This window comes from Streptomyces sp. JJ36 (assembly GCF_021696945.1).
Classification (GTDB): Bacteria; Actinomycetota; Actinomycetes; order Streptomycetales; family Streptomycetaceae; genus Streptomyces.
Genome location: NZ_JACYHE010000019.1, coordinates 46796 through 72266 on the forward strand (window position 1 = coordinate 46796; position 25471 = coordinate 72266).

A 25471-nucleotide genomic window follows, 5' to 3' on the forward strand; every position below is an offset into this window, starting at 1 on the left:
CTGGTCAGCCGGATGGAGGCATACCGCACCACGATAGCCGGTACCGTCGCGAGTCCCGTAACCGGGCAGGTCAAGGCCGGTCCGGGACGGGCCGCCCGGGTCCGGCACCGGTGCGGGCGGCCGGGTCCGCGGGCTCAGCGCCCGGGGCGGATGTTCGCGTTGCGGTGGAACAGGTTACCGGGGTCGTACGCCGCCTTGACCGCCGCCAGCCGCTCGTAGTTCCGGCCGTAGCCCTCCCGCAGGAGCTGCTCACCCTCCTCCAGGAAGCCGGGGAAGTTGAGATAGACGCCGCCGGTGGAGAAACGACGCAGGCCGGTGAAGGTGTCCCGGACCCATGCCACGTTCCGCTCCGTGTCGGCCGGGCGGTCCCAGTTCCCCTCGATGCCGAACAGCAGGGGCGCGCGGCGGTTGGCGAACGCGGTCTCCTCCTCGCCGACCCGCGCCATCGCCCCACCCTGGAACCAGACGTCGATGGTGGAGGCCGGCGAGGGCGCCACGGCGGCGCGCTCCGTGAGGTACCCGATCAGCTCGTCGCCGAGGCCGGGCGTGTTCACGGACTTCCAGTAGTACAGCCCACCGTCCGGGTAGTCGCCGTCCAGGAACCGCTGGGCCCGGGTCCAGTCCGTGATCTCACTGAGGTCGCAGAGCGGCTCGGCGACCTCCCGGAGCGGCCGGAGCGCGCGCTCCCCCGCCTCGCCCGCCGTCGCGCCCGCCTCCGGGAACACCGCCAGGACGGCCGCGAAGGGCTCCCCGTGCACCTCCGCCGGGAACTCCCCGGCCTCGGGTATCCGGCCGAGCACGGCCAGCGGCCCCGCCTCGCCGGGCACCTCCGCGACGTACCGCTCGCAGGCCCGCAGCACCTCCCGCACCCGCGCCAGCGGGTAGAACACCTGACACAGGAAGACGCGGGGCCCCACCGGGTGGGCACGGAAGGTGAACGAGGTCACCACGCCGAAGTTCCCGCCGCCCCCGCGGAGCGCCCAGAAGAGGTCCCGGTGCTCCTCCGCGCTCGCCGTCACCACGGCGCCGTCGGCGGTGACGACCCGGGCGGACAGCAGATTGTCGCAGCTCAGACCGTACTTGCGCCGAAGCCAGCCGATGCCCCCGGAGAGCGTGAGCCCGGCGATTCCGGTCTCCGAGACCACGCCCAGCGGTACGGCCAGCCCGTGCCGCTGCGTGGCGGCGTCGACGTCACCCAGGGTGCACCCGCCCTGCGCCCGGACGGTGGCCCGGGCGGGGTCGGTCCCGACCTCCCGCATCTCCGAGAGGTCGACCACCAGCCCGCCGTCGCTGACGGCATGGCCGGCCACCCCGTGCCCGCCGCCGCGCACGGCCGGCGCCAGACCGGTGTCGCGGGCGAACGCGACGGCTTCGGCCACGTCGCTCTCGTCGCGGCACCGGGCGACGAGCGCGGGCCGCCGGTCGATCAAGCCGTTCCAGACCGTGCGCACCCGCTCGTACTCCCGGTCTCCGGGCTGCACCAGCCGCCCGTGCAGCCGACCGGAGAAGCGGTCCAGGTCGGGGCGGGGCGGAGTCGCGTGGGCAGTGGCTCCGCCGAGCCCTCCAGCGGTCTCGTTCATGGCGCCCGCCTCCCGTTCACGGCGCTCGCCTCCCCTCCCAGCATCACGCCGCACGGCCGGGGACGCCATCCGGCCGCCCGCGGGTCGGACCGCCCCGCGGGCGGACCACCGCGCCCTGTGCCACGGTGGGAGAGCCCGGCCCACGGGCGCGGGCAGGGCGATCCGTGCGGGAGGCCGGCCATGGGAGACCTGCTCACCACCGACCGGGGGGCGTTCTGGGCGGAACGCCGGGGCGACGGCCCCGACGTCCTGCTCGTCGCCGGGCTCTCCGACCCGGCCGAGGTCTGGCGGGAACAACTCGACGGACTCGCCGGCCGCTACCGGCTCACCGCCTTCGACAACCGCGGCAGCGGGCGTACGCCGCTCCCCGACGGCCCCCTGACGGTGCCCGGGATGGCCGACGACGCGGCTGCGGTGCTACGCGCGCTGCAGGTCCCCGCCGCCCATGTCACCGGGTTCTCGGGCGGCAGCTCCGTCGCGCAGGAACTGGCGCTGCGCCACCCTCCGCTGGTCCGCAGCCTCGTCCTGACCAGCGCCTGGGCCCGCGCCGATGCCTACTTCCGGGCGATGACGGGCTTCTGGCACTGGATGGCCGAGTACGCCCCCGACGAACGCGCCATGCTGGAGGCGTTCCTGTTGTGGATCTACACGCCGCGTGCGCACGCCGACGGAACCGTCGACCGGTTCGTCGAGGAGACGCTCGCCTTCCCGCACCCGCAGTCCGTCGAGGCGTTCCAGCGCCAGCTCGCCGCGTTCCGGGCGCACGACACCCTCGACCGGCTGGCGGAGATCACCGCGCCGACCCTGGTGCTGTCCGGTGAGGTGGACCTCGTCGCCCCGCCGCGCCTGGGCCGCGTCGTCGCCGAGGCGATCCCGGGCGCGCGCTTCGAAATGCTGCCCGGGGAGGCGCATCAGCCGTTCCAGGAGGTCCCCGGCGTCTTCAACGCCCGGGTCGACGCCTTCTGGCAGGAGGTCGAGTCCCAGCGGGCATGACAGAGCCCCTGAGCAGCGCTGCGGCGCTGGTCAGGGGCTGTGTCGGGGCGCGGGGCGCCTAGTTCTTCTGGATCTGGTCGAAGCTGAGCTCGACCGGGGTCTCGCGGCCGAAGATCTCGACCAGGCCCTTGACCTTCTTCGAGTCCGGGTTGATCTCGTTGATGGTGGCCTGGAGCGTGGCGAACGGGCCGTCGGTGACGGTGACCGAGTCGCCGACCTCGAAGTCGAGCACCTGAACCTCGACCTTGCGGCCGGGGCCGCCCGCGGGCTTCCCCTCCTCGTCGGCGGCCGCCGCCTTCGCGGCCTTCTCCTCGGCCTCCGGGGCGAGCATCTTGACGATCTCGTCCAGGGTCAGCGGGTACGGGTCGTAGGCGTTGCCGACGAAGCCGGTGACGCCCGGGGTGTTCCGCACCACGCCCCAGGACTCGTTCGTCAGGTCCATGCGGACCAGGACGTAGCCCGGGAGCTTGTTCTGCCGCACGGTGCGGCGGTCGCCGTTCTTGATCTGGACGACCTCCTCCTGCGGCACCTCGGCCTGGAAGATGTAGTCCTCGACGTTGAGCGAGACGGCGCGCTGCTCGAGGTTGGTCTTCACGCGGTTCTCGTAACCCGCGTAGGTGTGGATCACGTACCACTCGCCGGGCAGGAAGCGCAGCTCCTCACGGAGCTGGGCGACCGGGTCGACCGTCTCCTCCTCGGCCTCCTCGGCCTCGGTGGTCTCCTCCGGGGTGCCCTCGGGCTCCCCGGGTGCGGCACCGGCCTCCGCCGGCTCGCCCGCGGCGGGCTCCCCGGCCTCCTCGGCCTCCGTGGCGGTGGCCCCCTCGGCCGGGCCGCCCGCGGCGGCGTCGGCAGCTTCCGCCTGGGCGACGCTGTCGTCCGCGGTCTCGAAGAGGCCGCGCGCGGTGTCGTCGCCCTCGGCGGGCTCGACGGCGTCGTTCAGGTTCGGGTCAGACACGGTGGCTGCTTCTTCCTGGCTTCTGGGGTCGAACATGCGGTGGCCGCGCCGGCGCGGCTGCCGGCCGCGCGTACCTCCGCGAGGGATGTCAGCCGAAGACCCACTTCATGGCTTCGGTGAATCCATAGTCAATCACGGTCACGAGCCCGATCATGACGGCGACGAAGATGATCACGACGGTGGTGTACGTGGTGAGCTGGTGCCGCGTGGGCCAGACGACCTTGCGCAGCTCCGCGACGATCTGCCGGTAGAACAGCGCGAGACGCCCGAACGGGCCCTTCTTGCCGCGCCTGCCACGCCCGGGCTTCTTGTCGTCCGAGGACCGTCCAGGCTCGGGGACCTCGGTAGTGTCCGTGATCTCCGTCACTCGTCCTCACCTGATCCGGATCGTTGCCCTGCGGCGCACGGGCCGGCCGCACGGCGATGCATCAGTTGTACGTACACAGGCACACACCTTGGCGACGATGTGTGAAGCAGGGCCGGAGGGACTTGAACCCCCAACCGCTGGTTTTGGAGACCAGTGCTCTTCCAATTGAGCTACGACCCTTTGCCGACGCCTCTCAACCTACCGCATCCGCGCCGCTGCGTGGAGTGCGCAGCGCGGAGCGACCGTTGGAGGCCGACGTCGTGAGAGTGTACGTGCTCGACGGCGCCCCGTCGAACACATAGGGCCGCCCGGCCCGGCGCACCCCGGTGCGGGTGCGGTGCCGGGTCTGCGAACATGCCTCCATGACCGCTGCGACTCCACCTGCACAGCCCCCGACAGAACGACGCGTGTCGGCCCGCATCGGGTCGATCTCCGAGTCCGCCACGCTGGCCGTGGACGCCAAGGCGAAGGCCCTCAAGGCCGCCGGGCGTCCGGTGATCGGTTTCGGCGCCGGCGAACCGGACTTCCCGACGCCCGACTACATCGTCGAGGCGGCGGTCGAGGCCTGCCGGAACCCCGCGTACCACCGGTACACGCCGGCCGGCGGCCTCCCCGAACTCAAGTCCGCCATCGCCGCGAAGACGCGGCGCGACTCGGGCTACGAGGTCGAGGCCGCCGACGTGCTGGTGACCAACGGCGGCAAGCAGGCGATCTACGAGGCCTTCGCCGCCACCCTGGACCCGGGCGACGAGGTCCTCGTCCCCGCGCCCTACTGGACCACCTACCCCGAGTCGATCCGGCTCGCGGGCGGCGTGCCGGTCCCGGTGGTGGCGGACGAGACCACCGGCTACCGGGTCTCCGTGGAGCAGCTCGAGGCGGCGCGCACCGAGCGGACGAAGATGGTCGTCTTCGTCTCCCCCTCGAACCCGACCGGCGCGGTCTACTCCCGCGAGCAGACCGAGGAGGTGGGCCGCTGGGCCGCCGAGCACGGGCTGTGGGTGCTCACCGACGAGATCTACGAGCACCTCGTCTACGGCGACGCGCAGTTCACCTCGCTGCCGGCGGCGGTGCCGGAGCTGCGGGAGCGCTGCATCGTGGTGAACGGCGTGGCGAAGACCTTCGCGATGACCGGCTGGCGGGTGGGCTGGATCATCGGGCCGCGGGACGTGGTCAAGGCCGCGACCAACCTCCAGTCGCACGCCACCTCCAACGTGAGCAATGTCGCACAGGCCGCCGCGCTCGCCGCGGTCTCCGGCGACCTGGACGCGGTGGCCGCCATGCGCGAGGCCTTCGACCGGCGCCGGCGCACCATCGTGCGGATGCTCAACGAGATCGAGGGCGTGGTGTGCCCCGAGCCGGAGGGCGCCTTCTACGCCTACCCCTCGGTCAAGGGCGTGCTGGGCAGGGAGATCCGCGGGAAGCGCCCCGCCACCTCGGTGGAGCTGGCCGAGGTGATCCTCGAGGAGGCCGAGGTCGCGGTCGTGCCGGGTGAGGCGTTCGGCACCCCGGGCTATCTGCGGCTCTCCTACGCGCTCGGCGACGAGGACCTCGTCGAGGGCGTGTCGCGGATCCAGAAGCTGCTGGCCGAGGCGCACTGAGCCGGCCGGACCGGGCGGCGGAGCGGTGGCACCGGGCGTGCCGCCGCGCCGCCGCCCGTCCGTGTTTTCGAAGCGGTCCCCGTCCGGGCAGCGGCCGCCGCCCCCGCTACCGGTCGGCGGCCCGCGTGTAGCAGTATCTGCGGATGGCACGAGATGTACGTCTGCTTCCCAAGGCCCACCTGCACCTGCACTTCACCGGTTCGATGCGGCCGGGGACCCTGCTGGAGCTCGCCGACAAGTACGGCGTCCATCTGCCGGACGCGCTCAGCGGCGGGCGGCCGCCCAGGCTGCGCGCCACCGACGAGCGGGGCTGGTTCCGCTTCCAGCGGCTCTACGACATCGCCCGCGGCTGCCTCCGGTCCCCGGAGGACATCCAGCGGCTGGTGCGCGAGGCGGCCGAGGAGGACGTCCGGGACGGCTCGCGGTGGCTGGAGATCCAGGTCGACCCCACCTCGTACGCACCCCGGCTGGGCGGGCTGATCCCGGCGCTGGAGGTGATCCTGGACGCGGTCGAACGGGCCGCGCGGGACACCGGGCTCGGCATCCGGGTGCTGGTCGCGGCCAACCGGATGAAGCACCCGCTGGACGCCCGTACGCTGGCGCGGCTCGCGGTGCGCTTCCGGGACCGCGGCATCGTCGGCTTCGGTCTCTCCAACGACGAACGCCGCGGCTTCGCCCGGGACTTCGACCGCGCCTTCGCCATCGCGCGGGACGGCGGTCTGCTGGCCGCCCCGCACGGCGGCGAGCTCTCCGGGCCGGGCAGCGTGCGTGACTGCCTGGACGACCTGCGCGCCGCCCGGGTGGGGCACGGGGTGCGGGCGGCGGAGGACCCCACGCTGCTGGCGCGGCTGGCGGAACGCGGGGTGACGTGCGAGGTGTGCCCGGCCTCCAACGTGGCGCTGGGCGTCTACGACAAGCCGGAGGACGTGCCGCTGCGCACCCTCTGGGACGCGGGCGTCCCGATGGCGCTGGGCGCGGACGACCCGCTGCTCTTCGGCTCCCGGCTCGCCGCCCAGTACGAACTCGCCCGGGAGGCGCACGGCTTCACGGACGAGGAACTGGCGGAGGTGGCCCGGCAGTCGGTACGCGGCTCGGCGGCGCCGGAGCCCGTACGGGCCGAGCTGCTGGCCGGCATCGACGACTGGCTCGCCGCCGCCCCGGAGGCCGCCGGGCCCCGGGTACCGGGCCCGGCGCCGCGCCCGGGCGAGGCCGGGGCCCGGAGCCGCTGACCGTACGGCTGCCCGTCCACGGGTGCCGGCCGACGAGCCACGGACCGGCAGAGCCAGGCCCCGGGAACCCTGGCCAGGCGGCTGCCCGTGAAGCCGTGCGGGCGCGGGCGGGCCGGCGGCGCGCCCGCTTCACCGACCGGCGCACGAGCGCCCGAGGAGAGCCGGCGTGCGCGAGCCCGGGTGCGGTGGAGCGGGCGAGCCGTACGCGACCTCGGGGCCCGGGCCGGACGCTGTGCCGGGGCCTGCGCCGTGTGCGGGCGCGGGGCCGTGCGAGGGGAGGGCGTGCGAAAGGACGGCGTGCGAGGGGCGCCGGGTACGGGCCCCCGGGGACCCGCGGGGGTGTGCACGGCCCGCGCGGCGTCCGCGGCCCGCGGGGTGTGCGACCCGCGGGGGCCCGCTACAGCGCGCACCCCACCGTGACCGGCTCGTTCACCAGCGTCACGCCGAAGGCGCGCCGCACCCCCTCCCGTACCTCCCGGGCGAGCCGCAACAGGTCCTCGGTGGTGGCAGCGCCGCGGTTGGTGAGGGCGAGCGTGTGCTTGGTGGAGATGCGCGCCGGGCCGTCGCCGTACCCCCTGGTGAAGCCCGCGCGGTCGATCAGCCAGGCCGCCGACACCTTGACCCGCCCGTCCCCCGCCGGGAACCCGGGCGGGGCGGCGCCCGGGCCGAGCCGCCGGTCCACCCGCGCCAGGAAGGCGGCGTGTTCGGTCTCGCTGAGCACCGGGTTGGTGAAGAAGGACCCGGCCGACCAGGTGTCGTGGTCCTCCGGGTCCAGCACCATGCCCTTGCCGGCCCGCAGTTTCAGCACGGTGTCGCGGGCGGTGGCGGCCGGCACCCGTTCGCCGGGCTGCACACCGAGCGTGCGGGCCGTCTCGGCGTACTGGAGCGGGGCGGAGAGCCCGCCCGCGTCCTCCAGCCGGAAGCGGACGCGCAGCACCACGAAGCGCGACGGGTCGGCCTTGAAGCGGCTGTACCGGTAGGAGAACCCGCACGCGGCGTTCGGCAGGGTCACCGTCTCGCGGGCGCGCCGGTCGTAGGCGACCACCTCGGTGAGGGTGGCGGACACCTCCTGGCCGTACGCGCCGACGTTCTGCACGGGCGTCGCGCCCGCAGAGCCGGGGATGCCGGCCAGGCACTCGATGCCGGCGAGGCCCGCGTCCACGGTGCGGTCCACCGCGGCGGCCCAGTTCTCGCCCGCGGCCAGCTCCAGGTGGGTGCCGTCCAGGTGGAAGCCGGTGGTGGCGATGCGCACGACGGTGCCGGCGAACCCCCGGTCGGCGATGACGAGATTGCTGCCGCCGCCGACGAGCAGCAGCGGGGTGCCCGCGTCGTCCGCGGCGCGCACCGCGGCGACCACGTCCTCGTCCGTGGTGGCGGTCAGCAGCCGGTCCGCGGGGCCGCCCAGCCGAAAGGTGGTCAGCGGGGCGAGCGGGGCGTCGTGGAGTGCGTGCACCGCTCCAGGGTAAGGGGCGGTCCACGGCGGGACGCCCCGGCCGCCCGCACGTCCCGCGACCGGGCGCACGCCGCGCCGGAACCGGGCGCGCACCGTGCCCGACCGGGCCCAGGCGGGCCTCCGGGGCGCCCCGCTGACCCGGCGCAGGTCCCCGCGGAGCACCGCGGCCCAGGCGGGCGGCGGCTCGCGGCGCGGCACCGATCAGGCGCACTGGTCGGACGGGCGCCCACCCCCCAGCGGGGCACTGCCCGCGGCGGGGCACCCCCACACGCGGCCCGGCGAGCCCCCGCATGCGCCTGCCCGGGGCCGCGGCTCAGGCGAGGGCGACCACCGCGCGCGCCATGCCCAGGACCTTCTGCCCGTCGCTGGTCGCCGTCAGGTCGACCCGGACCGTACGGGCCTCGTCGTCGAGCTTCGCCGCGACCTTCGCCGTGACCTCGACCACGGCCCCCTTGTCGTCGTCCGGCACCACGACCGGCTTGGTGAAGCGCACCCCGTACTCGACGACGGCCGCCGGGTCGCCCGCCCAGTCGGTGACCACCCGGGCCGCCTCGGCCATGGTGAACATGCCGTGCGCGATGACGTCCGGCAGCCCGACCTCGCGGGCGAACCGCTCGTTCCAGTGGATCGGGTTGAAGTCCCCGGAGGCCCCCGCGTAGCGCACCAGCGTGTCGCGGGTCACGGGGAAGCGCTGCGCGGGCAGCTCGGTGCCGGGCTCGACGTCGGCGTACGCGATCTTCGCGGTCATCGTGCTCAGCCCTCCTCGGCGGCCCGCGCCACCAGCTTGGTCCAGGCGGTCACCACGTGGGCGCCGGCCGCGTCGTGGACCTCGCCGCGGATGTCCACCACGTCGTTGCCCGCCAGCGACTTCACCGACTCGATGCTGGAGGTGACCGTCAGCACGTCGCCGGCCCGCACCGGGCGGGTGTAGGCGAACTTCTGGTCGCCGTGCACCACGCGGCTGTAGTCGAGCCCGAGCTGCGGGTCGCGGACGACCTGGCCGGCCGCCCGGTAGGTGATCGCGAAGACGAAGGTGGGCGGGGCGATCACCTCGGGGTGGCCCAGCGCCGCGGCCGCCTCGGGATCGGTGTACGCGGGGTTGGCGTCACCGATCGCCTCGGCGAACTCGCGGATCTTCTCCCGGCCGACCTCGTACGGGCGGGTGGGCGGATAGCTCCGCCCCACGAACGACTGGTCGAGCGCCATCGGCTCGCCACCTCCTGGCTCGTAGCTCTCAGGGAGCGCCCCGCACGGTCTCCGACGGGGCACTCCGGTCCTCCCGCCGGTCTACAGCGGCCCGGGATGCAGCGGCTGTCACCACGCTGAAACGGTGCCCGGGTACACCTCGAGGCCGCCCCCCGGACAGGGGGCGGCCTCGGGAGAGGAAGCGGGTCAGCGCGTCTCGCGGTGCGCGGTGTGCGCGTTGCAGCGCGGGCAGTGCTTCTTCATCTCCATGCGGTCCGGGTTGTTCCGCCGGTTCTTCTTGGTGATGTAGTTCCGCTCCTTGCACTCCACGCAGGCCAGCGTGATCTTCGGGCGGACGTCGGTGGCAGCCACGTGAGTGCTCCTTGACGGATGGGACGGTTCAACGCAGAAAGAGTAGCCGATCGGAGGACTGAGCCCGCAATCGGCTACTGTCAGTGAAGTAGCGGCGACCGGACTTGAACCGGTGACACAACGATTATGAGCCGTTTGCTCTACCGACTGAGCTACGCCGCCGCGATGCGAGCTGCCCTCCACCCGCACGAGCAGAGGGCCTCACACATCAGAGCCCCAAAACGGAATCGAACCGTTGACCTTCTCCTTACCATGGAGACGCTCTGCCGACTGAGCTATTGGGGCGAGCGGTGAAGACATTACACGTTCGCCCGCCGAAGGTGAAATCCGTATCCCGCGGCCACCCCGCCGTCCCGGGGAGACCACCCGGCGGCCCCCGGAGGCACCGCCCCGCCGACCGCCTGCGGCGCGGAGCTGGGAGCTGCCGCAAGAGAAGCGGTACCCGCCGGACCCGCCCACCACACACCACGCCGGTACGACTATTCGGCTCCTCCGCTGCGCCGTGGCCGCCGCGCCGTACTCTCGACTCACGCGAGCGACTTTGATCATCGGACGGACTCCTTCCGCCGGACAGACCCCGGGGAGCACGATGACCGACAGCCGGCAGCCGGAGCCGGGCAGCCACGAGCGCGCAGCCGCCGAGCCCCCGGCGCTGCTGCTCTGCGGCGCCCGGCTCGCGGACGGGCGGACCGTGGACGTGCGGCTCGGCGGCGGGCGTATCGAGGCGGTCGGCACGGCCGGCAGCCTCGGCGGCGCCACCGCCGGGCCCGCCCCGGCGCACTGCGCACGCCTCGACCTCACCGGCTATCTCCTGCTGCCCGCCCCCGCGGAGCCGCACGCCCACCACGACACCGCGCTGACCGCCGCCGCACCGCCGCCGTCCGCCCCGCCGGGCGGCGCCGGGCCGCCCTCCGGCGACCCGGAGGAGGTGCAGCGCCGCACCACCGAGGCCGCCCTGCTCCAGCTCGGCCACGGCGCCACCGCCACCCGTACGCACGTACGGGTCGGCGACGTCACCGGGCTGCACGCCCTGGAGGCCGTGCTCCAGGCCCGCCGCGCCCTGCGCGGCCTCGCCGAGCTCACCACCGTCGCCGTGCCCCGGCTGCTCACCGGGCTCGCCGGCGCGGAGGAACTGGCGATGCTGCGGGACGCGGTCAAGATGGGCGCCACCGTGGTCGGCGGCTGCCCCGACCTGGACCCGGACCCCGGCGGCTATGTCGACGCCGTGCTCTCCGTCGCCGCCGAACACGGCTGCGCCGTGGACCTGCACACCGACGCCGACGACCCGGCCCGGCTGGCCCGCCTCGCCGCGGCGGCCGGGGGGCTGCGGCCCGGCGTCACCCTCGGCCCCTGCGGCGGGCTGTCCCGGCTGCCGCAGGACCGGGCCGGCCGCGCCGCCGACCAGCTCGCGGCCGCGGGCGTCACCGTCGTCGCCCTCCCGCAGGGCGCCTGCGGCACGCTGGAGCGCGGCGCGCCCTTCCGGGTGGCGCCCGTACGACTGCTGCGCGCCGCCGGAGTCACCGTCGCCGCCGGCAGCGGCGCCCTGCGCGACCACGCCAACCCGGTCGGCCGGGGCGACCCGCTGGAGGCCGCCTACCTCCTCGCCTCGCACGGCGAGGCGAGCCCCCGCGCCGCGTACGCCGCCGTCAGCACCGGCGCCCGGTCGGTCATGGGGCTGCCCGAGGTCCGGGTCGAGGCCGGCTTCCCCGCCGAGCTGCTCGCCGTGCGCGGTGACGACGTCGCGGGGGTGCTCTCGCTCGCGTACAGCAGGATCGTGGTGCACCGGGGGCGCGTGGTGGCGCGTACCAGCGCCGTCCGGGAGTACTGCGACTCCGCCGCGGCAGCCGAGTTCGACCTGCCGCGCCAGGCCCAGGGCTGACCCGGGCGCGCGCCCGGCGGGCGTACGGTCGGGGACATGCGCACAGTCATCGCCGGAGGACACGGCAAGATCGCCCGACAGCTCGAACGCCTCCTCGCCGACCGGGGCGACACCCCCGTCGGCCTCATCCGCGACCCGGACCAGGCGGGGGACCTGCGCGCCGAAGGCGCCGACGCCGTGGTCTGCGACCTGGAATCCGCCTCCGTCGAGCAGGTGGCGGGGCATCTGGAGGGCGCGGACGCCGCGGTGTTCGCCGCCGGGGCCGGTCCCGGCAGCGGCGCGGCCCGCAAGGACACCGTCGACCGCGGCGCCGCCGTGCTCTTCGCGGACGCCGCCGAACGCGCGGGCGTACGCCGCTTCCTGGTGGTCTCCGCCATGCGCGCGGACGAGGAGCCGCCGCCCGGGATGGACCCCGTCTTCGCCGCCTACCTCCGCGCCAAGGGCGCCGCCGACGCCGCCGTACGGACCGGCACCGGGCTCGACTGGACCATCCTGCGCCCGGGCCGCCTCACCGACGGGCCGGCCACCGGCCGCGTCACCCTCGCCGAGCGCACCGGCCGCGACGAGGTCACCCGCGCGGACGTCGCCGCGGTGCTCGTCGCGCTGCTGGACGAGCCCCGCACGGCCGGCCGCACCCTGGAGCTGATCGGCGGCGACACGCCCGTCGCCGCCGCGGTCGCCGCCGCGGCCACCACCGACGGGGGCACGGCCGCGGGCTGAGCCGCCCGCCCGGGGCGGGCGGCTTCCCGGAAGGGTCAGCCGCTCGCCTCGAGGTTCCTGGCGACGTGCTCCATCAGCCGGTCGAACTGGTCCGCCGGGCTGAACTCGACGGTCTCGCTGTCCTCCAGGACCTTCCACGTGTGGCCGGGCCGGGCGTAGTACGCCTGCCCGGCGCTGACGACGTCCTCGCTTCCGTCCGGGTAGCGGAACACGAACTTGCCCTGGAACAGGTAGCCGTAGTGCTCGCACTGGCAGGAGTCGTCGGGCAGTCCCTTGAGCAGCTCCGCGTCGTCGAAGCCCGCCGGCACCGACTCGAAGCGCACGTACTGGTCACCGAAGCGCCCCGTTCGCCACTCGTACCGGCCCAGCTCGGGGAGCTCCACGCTCTCCGACTCGAGCTCGTCCTTGAATGCATGCGTGCGCGCCATCGTTCACCCTCCACGCAGCCGCAGCCGTACGGGTGAGGGTCGCCACCCCCGGGGGGGCCGGCGGCCCGCTCGGAGCGGCCGGCTGAGGGCGGCCCGCACCAGGTGGTCCCTCCCGATGTTACCGAGCCGCGGCGGAGCCGGCTCGGCGAAACCGCCGCGGGGCGCAGGCCCGGACGACCCCGGCGGCCGGGTCCGGTGGTGGCCTGCTCCGGACACCCGCTCGTGTGTCCCTGCTGCTGCCTGCACCACCTCTCACTCCTCACGGTCCGGCGCCCCGCAGGTCGGTGCCTCCCGGACTGTTGCAACGTTGAATACAACGTTGCAACATGGTCGGCGACATGCCCGGCACCCAGCGCAGGGAGGCACCATGGACGCGGTCGCGGCAGCCGGCGAGGCGCTCCCGGACGTGGCGGCGGACGTCGAGGCGCTCTACCGGGACGGCATCACCGCACGCGCCGACGCCTTCACCCCGCAGTGGGCCGATCGCCTCGGTGAGGACATCGCCGGCGCCTTCCGGGAGGCCCTGGACAGGCCGGGCGGCGCCGTCGGCCGCGGACCGCACCGCTACTACGTGGAGATTTACCCGGAGCAGATCCGGGACTTCGCCGGGCTGGCCGGCCACCCGTGGGTGCGCAGCCTGTGCCATGCGGTTCTGGGCCCCGAGTACCGCATCGTCGAACTCGGCTTCGACGTGCCGCTCCCCGGCGCCGAACGACAGCCCTGGCACCGCGACTTCCCCAGCCCCGAGGAGACCCGCACCGGACGGCGCCTGACCTCCCTGGCCTTCAACCTCACCACCGTCGACACCGAGGAGGCCATGGGCCCCTTCGAGATCGCGCCGGGCACGCAGTGGGACGACGGGCAGGACTTCGAGCACCGCATGTTCCCGCCCCGGTCCGCGTACGACCGCTACGAGAGCCGCGCGGTCCGCAAGTACCCCCGCCGCGGCGACATCTCCGCACGCTCCGCCCTGACCATCCACCGCGGCACCGCCAACCGCTCCGGCACGTCCCGCCCCGTCCTCGTCCTCGGCGTCGACGGGCCGGAGGCCACCAACGCCGAGCACCACGGCATGGCGGTCACGCGCCCGTACTGGGAGACCCTGCCCCGGCACGTCCGCGACCACCTGGACTGCCCGGTGGTGGAGGAGCTGACCCCGCTCGTCCAGCAACACACCATCGAAGGCCTCGTCATGGGCGACGCCTGACCGCCACCGGGCACCGCCCGTCCCAGCGACCGGCGCACCGGCCAGGGCCGGGGCAGCGGCCCTGGCGCACCGGGGCGGCCCACCCCCGGGCACCCCTCTGTCCGCTCCTGGCCCATCGTGCGCGTGACCGGCCCCGAACGTGATGTCGGATGACCGCCGGTCCCCTCCCGTCCCGACGTGTGACGGTGTGGCCGGACAGGTCGAGCGGACGGCGGGGAGGACGGATGGCAGCGAGGGCACCGAAGGTCTGGACGGTGCCGGTGCAGTTCGTGCTCCTGGCCCTGTCCTGGGGCGCGAGCTTCCTGTTCATCAAGGTGGCGCTGGAGGGGCTGGCCCCAGTGCAGGTCGTGGCCGGCCGCCTGCTCGCGGGGGCGGCCGTCCTGCTGCTCCTGGCGGCCGTGACACGACGGCGACTGCCCCGGCAACCCGCCGTATGGGGGCACCTGGGCGTCGTCGCGGTCCTGCTGTGTGTGGTCCCGTTCCTGCTGTTCGCCTGGGCCGAGCAGCATGTCTCCTCGGGCCTCGCGAGCATCCTCAACGCCACCACGCCGCTGATGACCACGCTCGTCACGCTGGTGGCACTGCCCGAGGAACGACCGGACCGTGCCCGGCTGACCGCGCTGGCCCTCGGCTTCGGCGGTGTCGTGCTGACCCTCGCCCCGTGGCGGGCGGCGGGCGGCAGCTCCGGCGCCGCTCAGGCGGCATGCCTGGCGGCGACGCTCTGCTACGGGACGGCCTTCGTCTACCTGCGCCGGTTTCTCGCCCCGCGCCGGCTCCCGGCCCTGCCGGTGGCCACGGTGCAGGTCACCCTGGGCGCCGCACTCACTCTGCCGGTCGCACTGGGCGCAACGGGCGTACCGGAGACGCTCACGGCGCGCGTCCTCCTCAGCGTCCTGGCACTGGGCGCGGCCGGGACGGGGCTGGCATACGTGTGGAACGCCAACATCGTGGCCTGCTGGGGAGCCACCCGCGCCTCCGCGGTCACCTACCTCACGCCAGTGGTGGGCGTGGCTCTGGGCGTGGTGGTGCTCGGTGAGGCGCCGGCCTGGCACCAGCCTGCCGGCGCGGTTGCCGTCGTCGCCGGTGTACTCCTCGGCCAGCGGGGCGGCCGCCCACCACACCGGCCGCCGACGGACCCGGTCGTCGCCGGGGCCCGGACCCGCCCCCCCACCGGTGCGCACGGCGCCCTCCGCGCCGCCACGTCCTGCCCCCGGTTCCCCGGGCGACCCGGCCGGCCCGTGGACGGGTGCTTCACTGCCGCCATCGAGGTTCTGACCCACAGTGACCCGGCTCCGCGGCGGCGCCCTGGATGCGGCGTGCGGCCAGTGACCTGGCCGGACCGAGGTGGCGTGCGCAGGCCCGGGCAGTGGGGCGACGTCGATCCGGCACCTGCGCGTCGAGGAGCTGCGGACGGGGCCCAGCCGTGAGGAGTCGCGACCTCACAAGCGGAGCGACGCTGCACTACCACCAATCGCCCCGAACACGCAGAAGCCCCTTCTCTCCCTGCCTCGCAGCAGGGAGAGAAGGGGCTTCCTCGTGTGGCGGCGCTAGGATTCGAACCTAGGAAGGCTGAGCCGGCAGATTTACAGTCTGCTCCCTTTGGCCGCTCGGGCACACCGCCTGGGGTCGCTGCGGGAAACCCGGCTCGGGGCCGCGCTCCGTGGCAACGGTGTAAACCATACCTGATGGTGGGGGGTGCTTCGCCACCCGGTTTGATCGCCGGCCCGCCGCCCCACGCGCGCCCCGCGGAGCACTGCGGGAGACGGCGTGCGGGTGATCCCGTCGCGCCCCCGATCGGCATAGGCTTGCGGGCGCGGACGGCGCCAGCCGGGCCGCGGGGGCGGTCGGCGACGGCGACCGCCGGAAGCTCAACCCTCCCTGACGGATCTACGCACGAGGAGCCAACCCACCATGGCCGACTCCAGTTTCGACATCGTCTCGAAGGTCGAGCGGCAGGAGGTCGACAACGCGCTCAACCAGGCCGCGAAGGAGATCTCGCAGCGCTACGACTTCAAGGGCGTGGGGGCCTCGATCGGCTGGTCCGGCGAGAAGATCGAGATCCGGGCCAACGCCGAGGAGCGGGTGCGGGCCGTACTCGACATCTTCCAGTCCAAGCTGGTCAAGCGCGGGATCTCGCTGAAGGCGCTGGACGTCGGCGAGCCGCAGTCCTCCGGCAAGGAGTACAAGCTCTTCGCCTCCCTCCAGGAGGGCATCTCGCAGGACAACGCGAAGAAGGTCGCCAAGGTCATCCGGGACGAGGGTCCCAAGGGCGTGAAGGCCCAGGTCCAGGGCGACGAGCTGCGGGTGTCCTCGAAGAGCCGGGACGCGCTGCAGGAGGTCATCTCCCTGCTGAAGGGCAAGGACTTCGACTTCGCGATGCAGTTCGTGAACTACCGCTGAACCTCGTCTCCAGCATGGGGCGAGCGGGGGCCCGGCAGCAGTTCTCCCCCGGCCCGTGACCGGCGAGGCCGTCGGCGCCCGGCACCTCCTCGGAGGACCGGGCGCCGGCGCGTTCCGCGCCGTGGCCGCGGGCGTCCGGCGGGTGACGGACGGGGTCCGGTCAAGACACACCGCGTTCGTGCAGGCGTACCGTTCTGAGGGTCGAGTTCAGAACGGAGCGCAGTACGCCCGAGCACAGCGACAGCCACATCGGCACGCGCCTGCGCGAGGTGCGCAAGCGCCGCGACATGACCCAGCGCGACCTCGCTCACGCCACCGGCGTCTCCCTCTCCCCCGTCCGCGGCGAGCTGTACCGGCTGCTGTGCGTCGGTGCGGCCGCCTCCTGGCCGCACCTGCCCGACGTGGAGGCTTACGGCTCATCCCCGCCGAGGAAAGGAGCCCGGCGGAGGGGCGGAGCACCACCGACCCCGGAGGAGAAGCGGCCCGCAGGGCGCGGCCGGCGTTGGGCACGCGGGCTCGCCGCCGCGGGCGGCTCGGCGCCCGCGCGGCCGTTACCAGCGGTAGGCGGGGTAGGCGGCCGGGGAGTCGCTGGGGACGATCTCGCGGCCCAGCGGCATCAGGGAGACGGGCACCATCTTGAAGTGGGCGATCCCGAACGGGATGCCGATGAGCGTGACGCAGAAGGCGATGCCCGCGGTGATGTGGCCGAGCGCCAGCCAGATGCCGGCGACGATCAGCCAGATCACGTTCCCCACCCCGGAGGCGGCACCCGCGTCGCCGCGCTGCCGCACGGTCTGCCCGAAGGGCCAGAGGGCGTAGGCGGCGATCCGGAAGCACGCGATGCCGAAGGGGATGGTGATGATCAGGATGAAGCAGATGATCCCCGCGACCACGTAGCCGAGGGCCATCCAGAGGCCGGAGAGCACCAGCCATACGACGTTGAGCAGAGTCCTCACGAGCGTTCGCCTGCCATCCGTTCGAGTCGTGCGATGCGTTCCCTCATGGGCGGGTGCGTCGAGAAGAGCTTGGACATGCCCGCACCGGGCCGGAAGGGGTTGGCGATCATCAGGTGGCTCGCCGTCTCCAGCCGGGGCTCGGGAGGCAGCGGGAGCTGTTTGGTGCCCGCTTCCAGTTTGCGCAGGGCGGAGGCGAGCGCCAGCGGGTCGCCGGTGAGCCGGGAGCCGGAGGCGTCGGCCTCGTACTCCCGGGCGCGGCTGACGCCGAGCTGGATGAGCGAGGCCGCCAGCGGGCCGAGCAGCAGGATCAGCAGCATGCCGAGGAGCCCGGGCCCCTCATCGTCGTCGGAGCGGCCGAACGGGATCAGCCAGGCGAAGTTCACCAGGAAGAGGACGACCGAGGCGAGCGCGCCGGCGACCGAGGAGATCAGGATGTCGCGGTTGTAGACATGGCTCAGCTCGTGCCCGAGGACGCCGCGCAGCTCCCGCTCGTCGAGGATGCGCAGGATGCCGTCGGTGCAGCACACCGCGGCGTTACGCGGGTTCCGCCCGGTGGCGAAGGCGTTCGGTGCCTGGGTGGGCGAGAGGTAGAGCCGTGGCATGGGCTGGCGGGCGGCCGTGGAGAGCTCCCGCACGATGCGGTAGAGCCGTGGCGCCTCGAACTCGCTGACCGGGCGCGCACGCATGGCGCGCAGGGCGAGCTTGTCGCTGTTCCAGTAGGCGTACGCGTTGGTGCCGAGCGCGATGACGACGGCGAGGAGCAGGCCCGTACGGCCGAAGAAGCTGCCGATGGCGATGATGAGGGCGGACAGTCCCCCGAGGAGCAGGGCCGTCCTCAGCCCGTTGTGCCGGCGGTGCACAGTGCGCCCTCCAGATGGTGCAGCAGGGGAACCCTGAGCCAGGTGGCAGTTCCACCTTCCAGTGGACCCTCACGTACCGGTCAACGCCAGACGGGCTGCGCCAGTTCCCGGACGGCCGGTGGCGGCGGCCGTCCGGGGCGGGGACGGGCTAGAAGAGGGTCGCGGAGAGCAGCCGGAGGACGAGTTGGGGGGCGCCGGAAAGGACGAGCGCGGCCGCGCAGGTCAGGGCGGTGACGAGGGTGAGCGGTGCCGCGAACGTGCCGCGGTGAGGGGTCGGCGCCGCGGCGGCGGGCCCCTCGGGGGCGGGCGCCGGTGCCGCGACCGAGGCGGCCCGGCCGGCCCCGGCGGCGGCCGGTGCGGGCTGCGTTTCCGGGCCCGGCGCGGGCCGTGCGGCCGGCTCTCCGGGCTGCCCGGTACGGTCGGGCTCCCCCGCCTCACCGGCACGGTCCCGCTTGGCCGGCTCTCCGGGCTGCCCGGTACGGCCCGGCTCCCCGGCGGCGCCCGGCTTCCCCGCGGGCACCGCAGCCTCCGCGCCGTCCGGTGCCCGGAAGAGCAGCGCCGTCCACTGGAGGTAGTAGTAGAGCGCGATCACCACGTTCACCGCCGTCACCACGGCCAGCCACCCGAGGTCCGCGTCCACCGCGGTACGGAAGACGGCGACCTTGGCGAAGAGGCCGATGATCCCGGGCGGCAGCCCGGCGAGGCAGAGCAGGAAGAAGCCGAGCGCCAGTGCGGCGAACGGGTGACGGCGGTGCAGCCCGCGCTGGTCCGCCAGCCGCAGCGCGGGGCGCTCCCGGCCGAGCTGGGCGACGACGGCGAAGGCGCCGAGATTCACGATGCCGTACATCACGGTGTAGGCGAGGGTGGCCCCGATCGCCCCGCTCGGGTCGTCGCCGAGGCCGGCCGCGGCGAGCGGCACCAGCAGGTAGCCCGCCTGGCCGACGGAGGACCAGGCCAGCAGGCGTACGGCGCTGTGGGCGCGGTCCGGCCGCTGGCGGAGGGCGGCGACGTTGCCGCCGGTCATGGTGAGCGCGGCCAGCACCGCGAGCGCCGGGCCCCAGATGTGGTCGTAGGCGGGGAAGGCGAGGACGGTCACCAGGATCAGCCCGCCGAGGCCGGCCGCCTTCCCGACCACGGAGAGGTACGCGGCCACCGGCAGCGGCGCACCGGCGTAGGTGTCGGGCACCCAGAAGTGGAACGGCACCGCGGCGGTCTTGAAGGCGAAGCCGACCAGGGTGAGGACGACCCCGGCGGCGGTGAGCGTGGCCAGCCGGGAGTCCGCGGCGGGCAGCCGTTCGCCGAGCACGCTCAGGTGCAGCGAGCCGGTGGCGGCGTAGACGAAGCTGACGCCGAGCAGCATCACGGCGGTCGCGGTGACCGAGGAGAGGAAGAACTTGAGCGCGGCCTCGGAGGAGCGCTTGTCGTCGCGGCGCATCCCGGCCAGCGCGAAGGCGGGCAGCGAGGTGACCTCCAGGGCGATGACCAGTGTGGCCAGGTCCCGGGCGGCGGGCAGCAGGGCGGCGCCGGCGGCGGAGGAGAGCAGCAGGAACCAGTACTCCCCCGCGGGGAGCCGCTCCTCCCGTACGGCGGGCAGCGACAGCAGGGCGACGAGCAGCGCGCCACCCAGCACCAGCCCTTGGACGACCAGCGCGAAGGGGTCGGCGACGTAGCTGCACACCGCGGGGTCGGCGGTGAGGCAGAAGGTGCTGCGGTCGCCGTCCAGCGCGGGGAGGAGGGCGAGCCCGGCGGCGAGCAGGCCGGTCACCGCGAAGGCGCCGAGCAGCGGCTTGCGGGAGGCCGGCAGGAAGAGGTCGGCGACGAGTACGGCGAGGCCGGCGACGGCCGCCAGGGTGGGCGGGGCGATGGCGAGCCAGTCGACGGACTGCACCAGCGCGCCGGCCGGGGTGTCGGCCGCGCCCTGCTGGACGGCGGTCGCGGCGGTCGCGGAGGCGGCGGTCATGGGGTCGCTCCTGGCAGGAGGTGCTGCACGGCGGGGTCGGTGAGGGAGAGGAGGACCGCGGGCCAGAGCCCGGCGAGAACGGTGAGCACGGCCAGCGGCGTCCAGGCGGTGAACTCGTACGTCCGTACGTCGGGGAGGGCGACGGGGAGGGCCTCCGGGTGCTCCGCGGGGTCGCCCATGCACACCCGGCGCACCACGAGCAGCAGGTAACCGGCGGTGAGCAGGGTGCCGAAGGCGCCGGCGGCCATGCAGACGAGGAAGGCGGGGCGGTTCAGTCCGGGGGCCGGGTCGAAGGCGCCGAGCAGGGCGAGCATCTCTCCCCAGAACCCGGCGAGCCCGGGCAGCCCGAGGGAGGCGACGGCGCCGAAGGCGAGCAGCCCGCCGAAGCGGGGGGCGCGGCCGTAGAGCGCGGCGCCGGTGCGGCCGGCCAGGGCGTCCAGCTCGGTGGTGCCGGTGCGGTCCTTGAGGGCGCCGACGAGGAAGAAGAGCAGGCCGGTGATGAGACCGTGCGCGATGTTGGCGAAGAGCGCGCCGTTGACCCCGGTGGGGGTCAGGGAGGCGATGCCGAGCAGCACGAAGCCCATGTGGCCGACGGAGGAGTAGGCGATGAGGCGCTTGAGGTCGCCGCCGGCGCCGCGCCGGGCGAGGGCCAGGCAGGCGAGGGAGCCGTAGACGATGCCGGCGGCGGCGAAGGCCGCCAGGTAGGGGGCGAAGGTGGCCATGCCGTCCGGGGCGGCCGGGAGCAGGATGCGGACGAAGCCGTAGGTGCCCATCTTCAGCAGCACCCCCGCGAGCAGCACGGAGCCGACGGTGGGGGCGGCGGTGTGGGCGTCGGGGAGCCAGCTGTGCAGCGGCCACATCGGGGTCTTGACGGCCAGTCCGATGCCGATGGCGAGCACGGCGAGGAGTTGCGGGGTGTGGCCGAGGTCCCGTCCGTTGTCGGTGGCGAGTGCGAGCATGTCGAAGGTGCCGCCCTCGATGCCGAGGACCAGGAGGCCGAGCAGCATCACGACGGAGCCGAGCAGGGTGTAGAGGATGAACTTCCAGGCGGCGGGCCCGCGTCCGTCGCCGCCCCAGCGGGCGATGAGGAAGTACATCGGGATGAGGACGGTCTCGAAGGCGAGGAAGAAGAGCAGCAGGTCGAGCACGGCGAAGGTGGCGAGGGTGCCGAACTCGAGCAGCAGGAGCAGGGCGACGAAGGCCGCGGGGGACGGGCCCGCGGGCGTCCGGAAGTAGGCGTGCAGGGCGCAGAGGAAGGTGAGCAGTGCGGTGAGCACCAGCAGCGGCAGGGAGATGCCGTCGATGCCGAGGTGGAGCCGGATGTCCAGGGCCGGGATCCAGGCGAGGTCCGTCTCGGCCTGGATACGCGCGGGCTGACCGTGGTCGAAGCCGGCGGCGAGCAGCAGCGTCCCGGCGAGGACGGCGCCGGTGACGGTGACGCCGTGCCGCAGCACGGCCTGGTCCGGGCCGCTGCCGCGCAGGCCGGGGGGCGCGGGGAGCAGGGCGGCGCCCGCGCCGAGCAGCGGCAGCGCGACGACGACGGCCAGCAGCAGGCCCAGCGCGGTGTCGTTGAGGGGCAGCACGGTCAGGCTCCTCCGTTTCCGGCCGCCAGGACGACGGCCACGGCCAGCACCAGGGAGCCGGCCAGCAGGGCGCCGAGGTAGGTCTGCACGTTGCCGGTCTGGGCGCGGCGGACCGCGCCGCCGAGCAGCCGGGTGCCGAGGCCCGCGCCGCGGACGTAGGTGTCCACGACCTCGCGGTCGAGGAAGCGGACGAGCCGGGCGGCGGCCAGCACGGGCCGGACGAGGAGCACGGAGTAGGCGGTGTCCAGGCCGAAGCCGTGCGCGGCGGGACGGTGCAGCGGGCCGAGGAGCAGTCGTCCCGGGTCGGCGGGGTCGGGGGCGGCGGCGATGTCGCCGTAGGCGGGCTCGTGGCTGGCGATGGCCTCGGCCTCGGAGAGGCCCGCGTCCCGCTCGGGGTGGGCGGCGACGGCGCCCATCGGCACCCGGGCCGCCCGGGCCGTGGTGTGGCGCCAGGCGGCGTAGGTGACGATGCCGCCGACGAGGGAGAGGCCGGTGGCGAGCACGCCGGTGGTCAGGGTGGGGTCGAGCGGCTGCCCGTCGAACCAGCCGGGCAGCGCCTCGTAGAGGATGCCGAAGGCGAGGGAGGGCACCGCGAGGACCCAGAGGACGGCCGTCATGACCACGGGCTGCCGCCCGTGGTCCGGGGCCTCCTCGGGGCCGCCGCGGCTCGTGTCCGTCCCTCCGCTGCCGCGGCTCGTGTCCATGATTCCGCTGCCGCGGCTCGTGTCCATGATTCCGCTGCCGCGGAAGGCGAGCAGCCAGAGCCGGAGCGCGTAGCCGGCGGTGAGCAGGGCGGTCAGCATCCCGGCGACCAGGACGGTCCAGCCGACGCCGGCGGGCACGCCCTGCTCCTCGCCGAGCGCGGCGTGTTCGGCGGCGGCGAGCACGGCCTCCTTGGAGAAGAAGCCGGCGAAGGGCGGCAGCGCGGCCAGGGCGAGCAGGGCCACGGTGGTGGTCCAGTAGGCGTCCGGGACGCGCCGGGCGAGTCCGCGCATCCGCGACATGGCGGCCAGCGAGTTGGTGCCCGCCGCGTGGATCAGCACGCCGGCGGCGAGGAAGAGCAGCGCCTTGAAGGCGCCGTGGGAGAGGAGGTGGAAGACGGCGGCACCGCGGTCGGCGACGGCCAGCGCCCCGGCCATGTACGCGAGCTGACTGAGGGTGGAGTAGGCGAGCACCCGCTTGATGTCGTCCTGGGCCAGCGCGGCCAGGGCGGCGCCGGTCATGGTGACGGCGGCCAGGACGGCGAGCACGGCCAGCGCGGCGGCGGAGGCGGCGAAGACGGGCAGCAGCCGGGCCACCAGGTAGATGCCCGCCGCGACCATGGTGGCCGCGTGGATGAGCGCGGAGACCGGGGTGGGGCCGGCCATGGCGTCGGGCAGCCAGGTGTGCAGCGGGAACTGCGCGGACTTCCCGGCGACCCCGGCGAGCAGCAGCAGCGCGACGAGGGTGGGGTGCTCCAGTTCGGCGCCGGAGAGCGGGGAGCTGAGCCGTATCACGATGGTGCTGATGCGGAAGGTGCCCAGCTCGTGCGCCAGCGCGAAGATGCCGATGAGGAAGGGGACGTCGCCGAGCTTGGTGACCAGGAAGGCCTTGAGCGAGGCCTCCCGGGCGGGCTTGGCCGCCCAGTAGTGGCCGACCAGGAAGTACGAGCAGATGCCCATGATCTCCCAGCCGACCAGCAGCACGATCAGGTCGTCGCTGTAGACGACCAGCAGCATCGCGGCGGTGAAGAGGGAGACGAGCGCGGCGTAGGAGGAGTAGCGGGGGTCGTCGCGCAGATACGCCGTGGAGTAGAGCTGCACGCAGGAGGCCACCACGCCGACGAGTACGCCGACGAGCGCCGCGAAGCCGTCGATGTGCAGGGCGAGCTCGACGGGCAGGGCGGCGTCCCCGGTGGGGGTCAGCTCGGTGGCGCCGCGCACTGCGGTGTCGCCGCCCTGCCGTACGGCCACGACGACGGCGAGCACCGCGGCGGCCAGGGTGGGCAGCACGGCGAGCGGCCGGACCAGCCCGGGCGCCCGGCGGCCCAGCAGCAGGCCCGCGGCGGCCCCGAGGAAGGGCAGCAGCGGGACGAGGACGGCGAGGGTGAGGGTGGTCACGCGGTCTGCCTCCCGGCGGTGCCCGGTGTGCCCGCGGTGCCGGCGGTCTCCGCGCCGTCGCCGGCGGCGGTCCCGGCGGCGGGCCGGTCCGCGGCGGCGGCCTCGGCCGTGGCGGCCTCCGCGTCGGCCCGGGCGCTCTCCCTCAGGTCGCGCAGCCGGTCGAGGGCGGAGCTGCCGCGGTTGCGGTAGACGAGCAGGACGATGGCGAGGCCGATGCCGATCTCGGCGGCGGCGAGGGCGATGGTGAACAGGGTGAGCGCCTGGCCGGCGTGCAGGGTGTCGCGGAGCCAGACGTCGAAGGCGACGAGGTTGAGGTTGACGGCGTTGAGCATCAGCTCGACCGACATCAGCACCAGGATGGCGTTGCGGCGGGCGAGCACGCCGTAGAGGCCGGTGCAGAAGAGCAGCACGGCGAGGACGGCGGGGTAGGCGAGATGCATCAGGGGCGCCCCTCCCCGCGCGCCGGGCGGTCCGGGCCGCCCCTACCGCCGGGGCTCTTCCGGGCGTCCGGGCCGCCCGTACGGCCCGCGCGGCCGTCGCGGCCGTCGCGCCGGGAGAGCACGATCGCTCCGACCAGCGCCGCCAGCAGCAGCACCGAGAGCGCCTCGAAAGGCAGCACCCAGTGCTGGAAGAGCGTCTCCCCGGTGACCCGGGTCGCGCCCTGGGGCGTGCCCTGGACGTCGATCCAGGCGGTGCGGAAGGCGTCCACCACGACGGTGACCAGGGTGGCGGCGGCCGCCACCGCGACGACCAGCGCCACCGGGCGGTTGCCGGAGTCGGCGTCCGGGGAGCGCCCGATGGGCGCCCGGGTGAGCATCAGCCCGAAGAGCAGCAGCACGACCACCGAGCCCACGTAGATGAGGACCTGCACCCAGGCGATGAACTCGGCCGTCAGCAGCAGGTACGCGACGGCGACCCCACCGAGGGTGACGACCAGCCAGAGCGCGGCGTGCACGAGCTGCCGGGTGGTGACGGTGGCCACGGCGGCGGCCAGGGTGACCAGGCCGACCAGGACGAAGACGATCTCGACGCCGGTCGGCGACAGGAAGCCGGGGTGCCCGGCGGCGAGCGGGCTCACGCGCCGTCCCCCGGACCGGCGTCGCCCGTTCCCGTGCCGTCCTCCCGGGCCGCGGCCCGCTTCTCCGCGGTCTTGCGGGCGGCGGCGATCTCCTTGGGCTCCTCCGCGCCCGGGTCGAGCGCCGGCGGCTCCGGCACCGTCCACATCCACGCGCGGAGGGTGTCCCGCTCGTGGGTGAGATCGCGGATGTCCGTCTCGGCGTACTCGAACTCCGGCGACCAGAAGAGCGCGTCGAACGGGCACACCTCGATGCAGATGCCGCAGTACATGCAGAGCGCGAAGTCGATGGCGAAGCGGTCCAGCACGTTGCGGCTGCGCTCCCGCCCGCCGGGGGCCGCGGGCGGCACCGTCTCCTTGTGCGAGTCGATGTAGATGCACCAGTCGGGGCACTCGCGGGCGCAGAGCATGCAGACCGTGCAGTTCTCCTCGAAGAGCGCGATCACCCCGCGGCTGCGCGGCGGCAGCTCGGGCTGCGCCTCCGGGTAGTGCTCGGTGACCGAGCGCCGGGTCATGGTGCGCAGGGTGACGGCGAGCCCCTTGGCGAGACCGGAACCGGGAAGGCCGGCCAT

At 74.3% G+C, this 25471-nt stretch carries 24 protein-coding genes and 4 tRNA genes; 8 read left to right on the forward strand and 20 right to left on the reverse strand.

Translation table 11 applies throughout. The features are described 5' to 3' along the window. Positions 1–134: 134 nt before the first annotated feature. The gene (locus HOY81_RS10675; protein ID WP_237320038.1) at positions 135–1580 is read right to left on the reverse strand and encodes an FAD-binding oxidoreductase; all 1446 of its coding nucleotides are present in this window, start codon (positions 1578–1580) and stop codon (positions 135–137) included. A 180-nt stretch (positions 1581–1760) separates the two neighbouring features. Between HOY81_RS10675 and HOY81_RS10680 the strand changes: the two genes are divergently transcribed. Further along, positions 1761–2573 carry an alpha/beta fold hydrolase gene (locus HOY81_RS10680; RefSeq protein WP_237320039.1) on the forward strand — a complete coding sequence of 271 codons (813 nt, stop codon included), beginning with the start codon at positions 1761–1763 and terminating at the stop codon, positions 2571–2573. A 58-nt stretch (positions 2574–2631) separates the two neighbouring features. Here HOY81_RS10680 and nusG read toward each other — a convergent pair whose 3' ends face one another. The 3 genes from nusG to HOY81_RS10695 all read right to left on the reverse strand — a co-directional run bounded on the left by nusG (position 2632) and on the right by HOY81_RS10695 (position 4075). After that, a complete protein-coding gene (gene nusG, locus HOY81_RS10685; protein ID WP_237320040.1) occupies positions 2632–3528 on the reverse strand; it encodes a transcription termination/antitermination protein NusG in 897 nt (298 codons plus the stop codon). 88 nt (positions 3529–3616) lie between these two features. Beyond that, positions 3617–3895: a preprotein translocase subunit SecE gene (gene secE / locus HOY81_RS10690; protein ID WP_237320041.1), complete on the reverse strand. Its 279-nt coding sequence runs from the start codon at positions 3893–3895 to the stop codon at positions 3617–3619. Between the two features lie 107 nt (positions 3896–4002). Beyond that, positions 4003–4075, reverse strand: a tRNA-Trp gene (locus tag HOY81_RS10695). 182 nt (positions 4076–4257) lie between these two features. On the opposite strand from HOY81_RS10695, the gene HOY81_RS10700 reads away from it, so the two are divergent. Next, a complete protein-coding gene (locus tag HOY81_RS10700; RefSeq protein ID WP_237320042.1) occupies positions 4258–5493 on the forward strand; it encodes a pyridoxal phosphate-dependent aminotransferase in 1236 nt (411 codons plus the stop codon). A gap of 143 nt (positions 5494–5636) precedes the next feature. Next, positions 5637–6722, forward strand: coding sequence for an adenosine deaminase (locus HOY81_RS10705; RefSeq protein WP_237320043.1), 1086 nt, complete (start codon positions 5637–5639; stop codon positions 6720–6722). A gap of 397 nt (positions 6723–7119) precedes the next feature. Here the strand turns inward: HOY81_RS10705 and HOY81_RS10710 are convergent, their stop codons facing one another. From HOY81_RS10710 to HOY81_RS10735, 6 genes are all read right to left on the reverse strand, one after another. Next, on the reverse strand, positions 7120–8175 hold the full coding sequence (locus HOY81_RS10710) for a UDP-N-acetylmuramate dehydrogenase (protein WP_237320044.1): 1056 nt from the start codon (positions 8173–8175) through the stop codon (positions 7120–7122). 313 nt (positions 8176–8488) lie between these two features. Beyond that, positions 8489–8923 carry a MaoC family dehydratase gene (locus tag HOY81_RS10715; protein ID WP_237320045.1) on the reverse strand — a complete coding sequence of 145 codons (435 nt, stop codon included), beginning with the start codon at positions 8921–8923 and terminating at the stop codon, positions 8489–8491. Between the two features lie 5 nt (positions 8924–8928). After that, positions 8929–9381, reverse strand: coding sequence for a MaoC family dehydratase N-terminal domain-containing protein (locus HOY81_RS10720; protein WP_237320046.1), 453 nt, complete (start codon positions 9379–9381; stop codon positions 8929–8931). Positions 9382–9567: 186 nt separating this feature from the next. Next, on the reverse strand, positions 9568–9732 hold the full coding sequence (rpmG, locus tag HOY81_RS27565) for a 50S ribosomal protein L33 (protein ID WP_018834916.1): 165 nt from the start codon (positions 9730–9732) through the stop codon (positions 9568–9570). Between the two features lie 89 nt (positions 9733–9821). Beyond that, positions 9822–9894, reverse strand: a tRNA-Met gene (locus HOY81_RS10730). A gap of 50 nt (positions 9895–9944) precedes the next feature. Further along, positions 9945–10017: transfer RNA gene (locus HOY81_RS10735), tRNA-Thr, on the reverse strand. Positions 10018–10321: 304 nt separating this feature from the next. Between HOY81_RS10735 and HOY81_RS10740 the strand changes: the two genes are divergently transcribed. Both HOY81_RS10740 and HOY81_RS10745 read left to right on the forward strand, forming a co-directional pair. Then, positions 10322–11611, forward strand: coding sequence for a hydrolase (locus HOY81_RS10740; RefSeq protein ID WP_237320047.1), 1290 nt, complete (start codon positions 10322–10324; stop codon positions 11609–11611). Between the two features lie 36 nt (positions 11612–11647). After that, positions 11648–12331 carry an SDR family oxidoreductase gene (locus HOY81_RS10745; RefSeq protein WP_237320048.1) on the forward strand — a complete coding sequence of 228 codons (684 nt, stop codon included), beginning with the start codon at positions 11648–11650 and terminating at the stop codon, positions 12329–12331. A gap of 35 nt (positions 12332–12366) precedes the next feature. On the opposite strand, the gene HOY81_RS10750 is transcribed toward HOY81_RS10745, so the two are convergent. Further along, a complete protein-coding gene (locus tag HOY81_RS10750; RefSeq protein WP_237320049.1) occupies positions 12367–12759 on the reverse strand; it encodes a hypothetical protein in 393 nt (130 codons plus the stop codon). Positions 12760–13126: 367 nt separating this feature from the next. On the opposite strand from HOY81_RS10750, the gene HOY81_RS10755 reads away from it, so the two are divergent. Together HOY81_RS10755 and HOY81_RS10760 are read left to right on the forward strand one after the other, a co-directional pair. Then, positions 13127–13966, forward strand: coding sequence for a phytanoyl-CoA dioxygenase family protein (locus tag HOY81_RS10755; RefSeq protein ID WP_237320050.1), 840 nt, complete (start codon positions 13127–13129; stop codon positions 13964–13966). 224 nt (positions 13967–14190) lie between these two features. Next, on the forward strand, positions 14191–15393 hold the full coding sequence (locus HOY81_RS10760; protein WP_237320051.1) for a DMT family transporter: 1203 nt from the start codon (positions 14191–14193) through the stop codon (positions 15391–15393). Between the two features lie 112 nt (positions 15394–15505). Here HOY81_RS10760 and HOY81_RS10765 read toward each other — a convergent pair. After that, a tRNA-Tyr gene (locus tag HOY81_RS10765) sits at positions 15506–15587 on the reverse strand. 290 nt (positions 15588–15877) lie between these two features. Between HOY81_RS10765 and HOY81_RS10770 the strand changes: the two genes are divergently transcribed. Beyond that, positions 15878–16366, forward strand: coding sequence for a YajQ family cyclic di-GMP-binding protein (locus HOY81_RS10770; protein ID WP_237320052.1), 489 nt, complete (start codon positions 15878–15880; stop codon positions 16364–16366). 551 nt (positions 16367–16917) lie between these two features. Here HOY81_RS10770 and HOY81_RS10775 read toward each other — a convergent pair. From HOY81_RS10775 to HOY81_RS10810, 8 genes are all read right to left on the reverse strand, one after another. After that, positions 16918–17322: a YccF domain-containing protein gene (locus HOY81_RS10775; RefSeq protein ID WP_237320053.1), complete on the reverse strand. Its 405-nt coding sequence runs from the start codon at positions 17320–17322 to the stop codon at positions 16918–16920. Then, positions 17319–18182, reverse strand: coding sequence for a zinc metalloprotease HtpX (gene htpX, locus HOY81_RS10780; protein WP_237320054.1), 864 nt, complete (start codon positions 18180–18182; stop codon positions 17319–17321). Before htpX ends, HOY81_RS10775 begins: the two co-directional genes overlap by 4 nt. 148 nt (positions 18183–18330) lie before the next feature. Next, positions 18331–20142, reverse strand: coding sequence for a proton-conducting transporter membrane subunit (locus tag HOY81_RS10785; protein ID WP_237320055.1), 1812 nt, complete (start codon positions 20140–20142; stop codon positions 18331–18333). Further along, a complete protein-coding gene (locus HOY81_RS10790) occupies positions 20139–21725 on the reverse strand; it encodes a NuoM family protein (RefSeq protein WP_237320056.1) in 1587 nt (528 codons plus the stop codon). Before HOY81_RS10790 ends, HOY81_RS10785 begins: the two co-directional genes overlap by 4 nt. A gap of 2 nt (positions 21726–21727) precedes the next feature. Further along, entirely contained in the window at positions 21728–23824 is a 2097-nt protein-coding gene (locus HOY81_RS10795; RefSeq protein ID WP_237320057.1) for an NADH-quinone oxidoreductase subunit L, read from the reverse strand. Further along, positions 23821–24264, reverse strand: coding sequence for an NADH-quinone oxidoreductase subunit NuoK (gene nuoK / locus HOY81_RS10800; protein ID WP_237320058.1), 444 nt, complete (start codon positions 24262–24264; stop codon positions 23821–23823). Before nuoK ends, HOY81_RS10795 begins: the two co-directional genes overlap by 4 nt. Further along, positions 24264–24902, reverse strand: coding sequence for an NADH-quinone oxidoreductase subunit J (locus HOY81_RS10805; protein WP_237320059.1), 639 nt, complete (start codon positions 24900–24902; stop codon positions 24264–24266). Before HOY81_RS10805 ends, nuoK begins: the two co-directional genes overlap by 1 nt. Continuing rightward, on the reverse strand, positions 24899–25471 hold the full coding sequence (locus HOY81_RS10810; RefSeq protein WP_237320060.1) for an NADH-quinone oxidoreductase subunit I: 573 nt from the start codon (positions 25469–25471) through the stop codon (positions 24899–24901). The genes HOY81_RS10805 and HOY81_RS10810 overlap by 4 nt, the downstream gene beginning before the upstream one ends.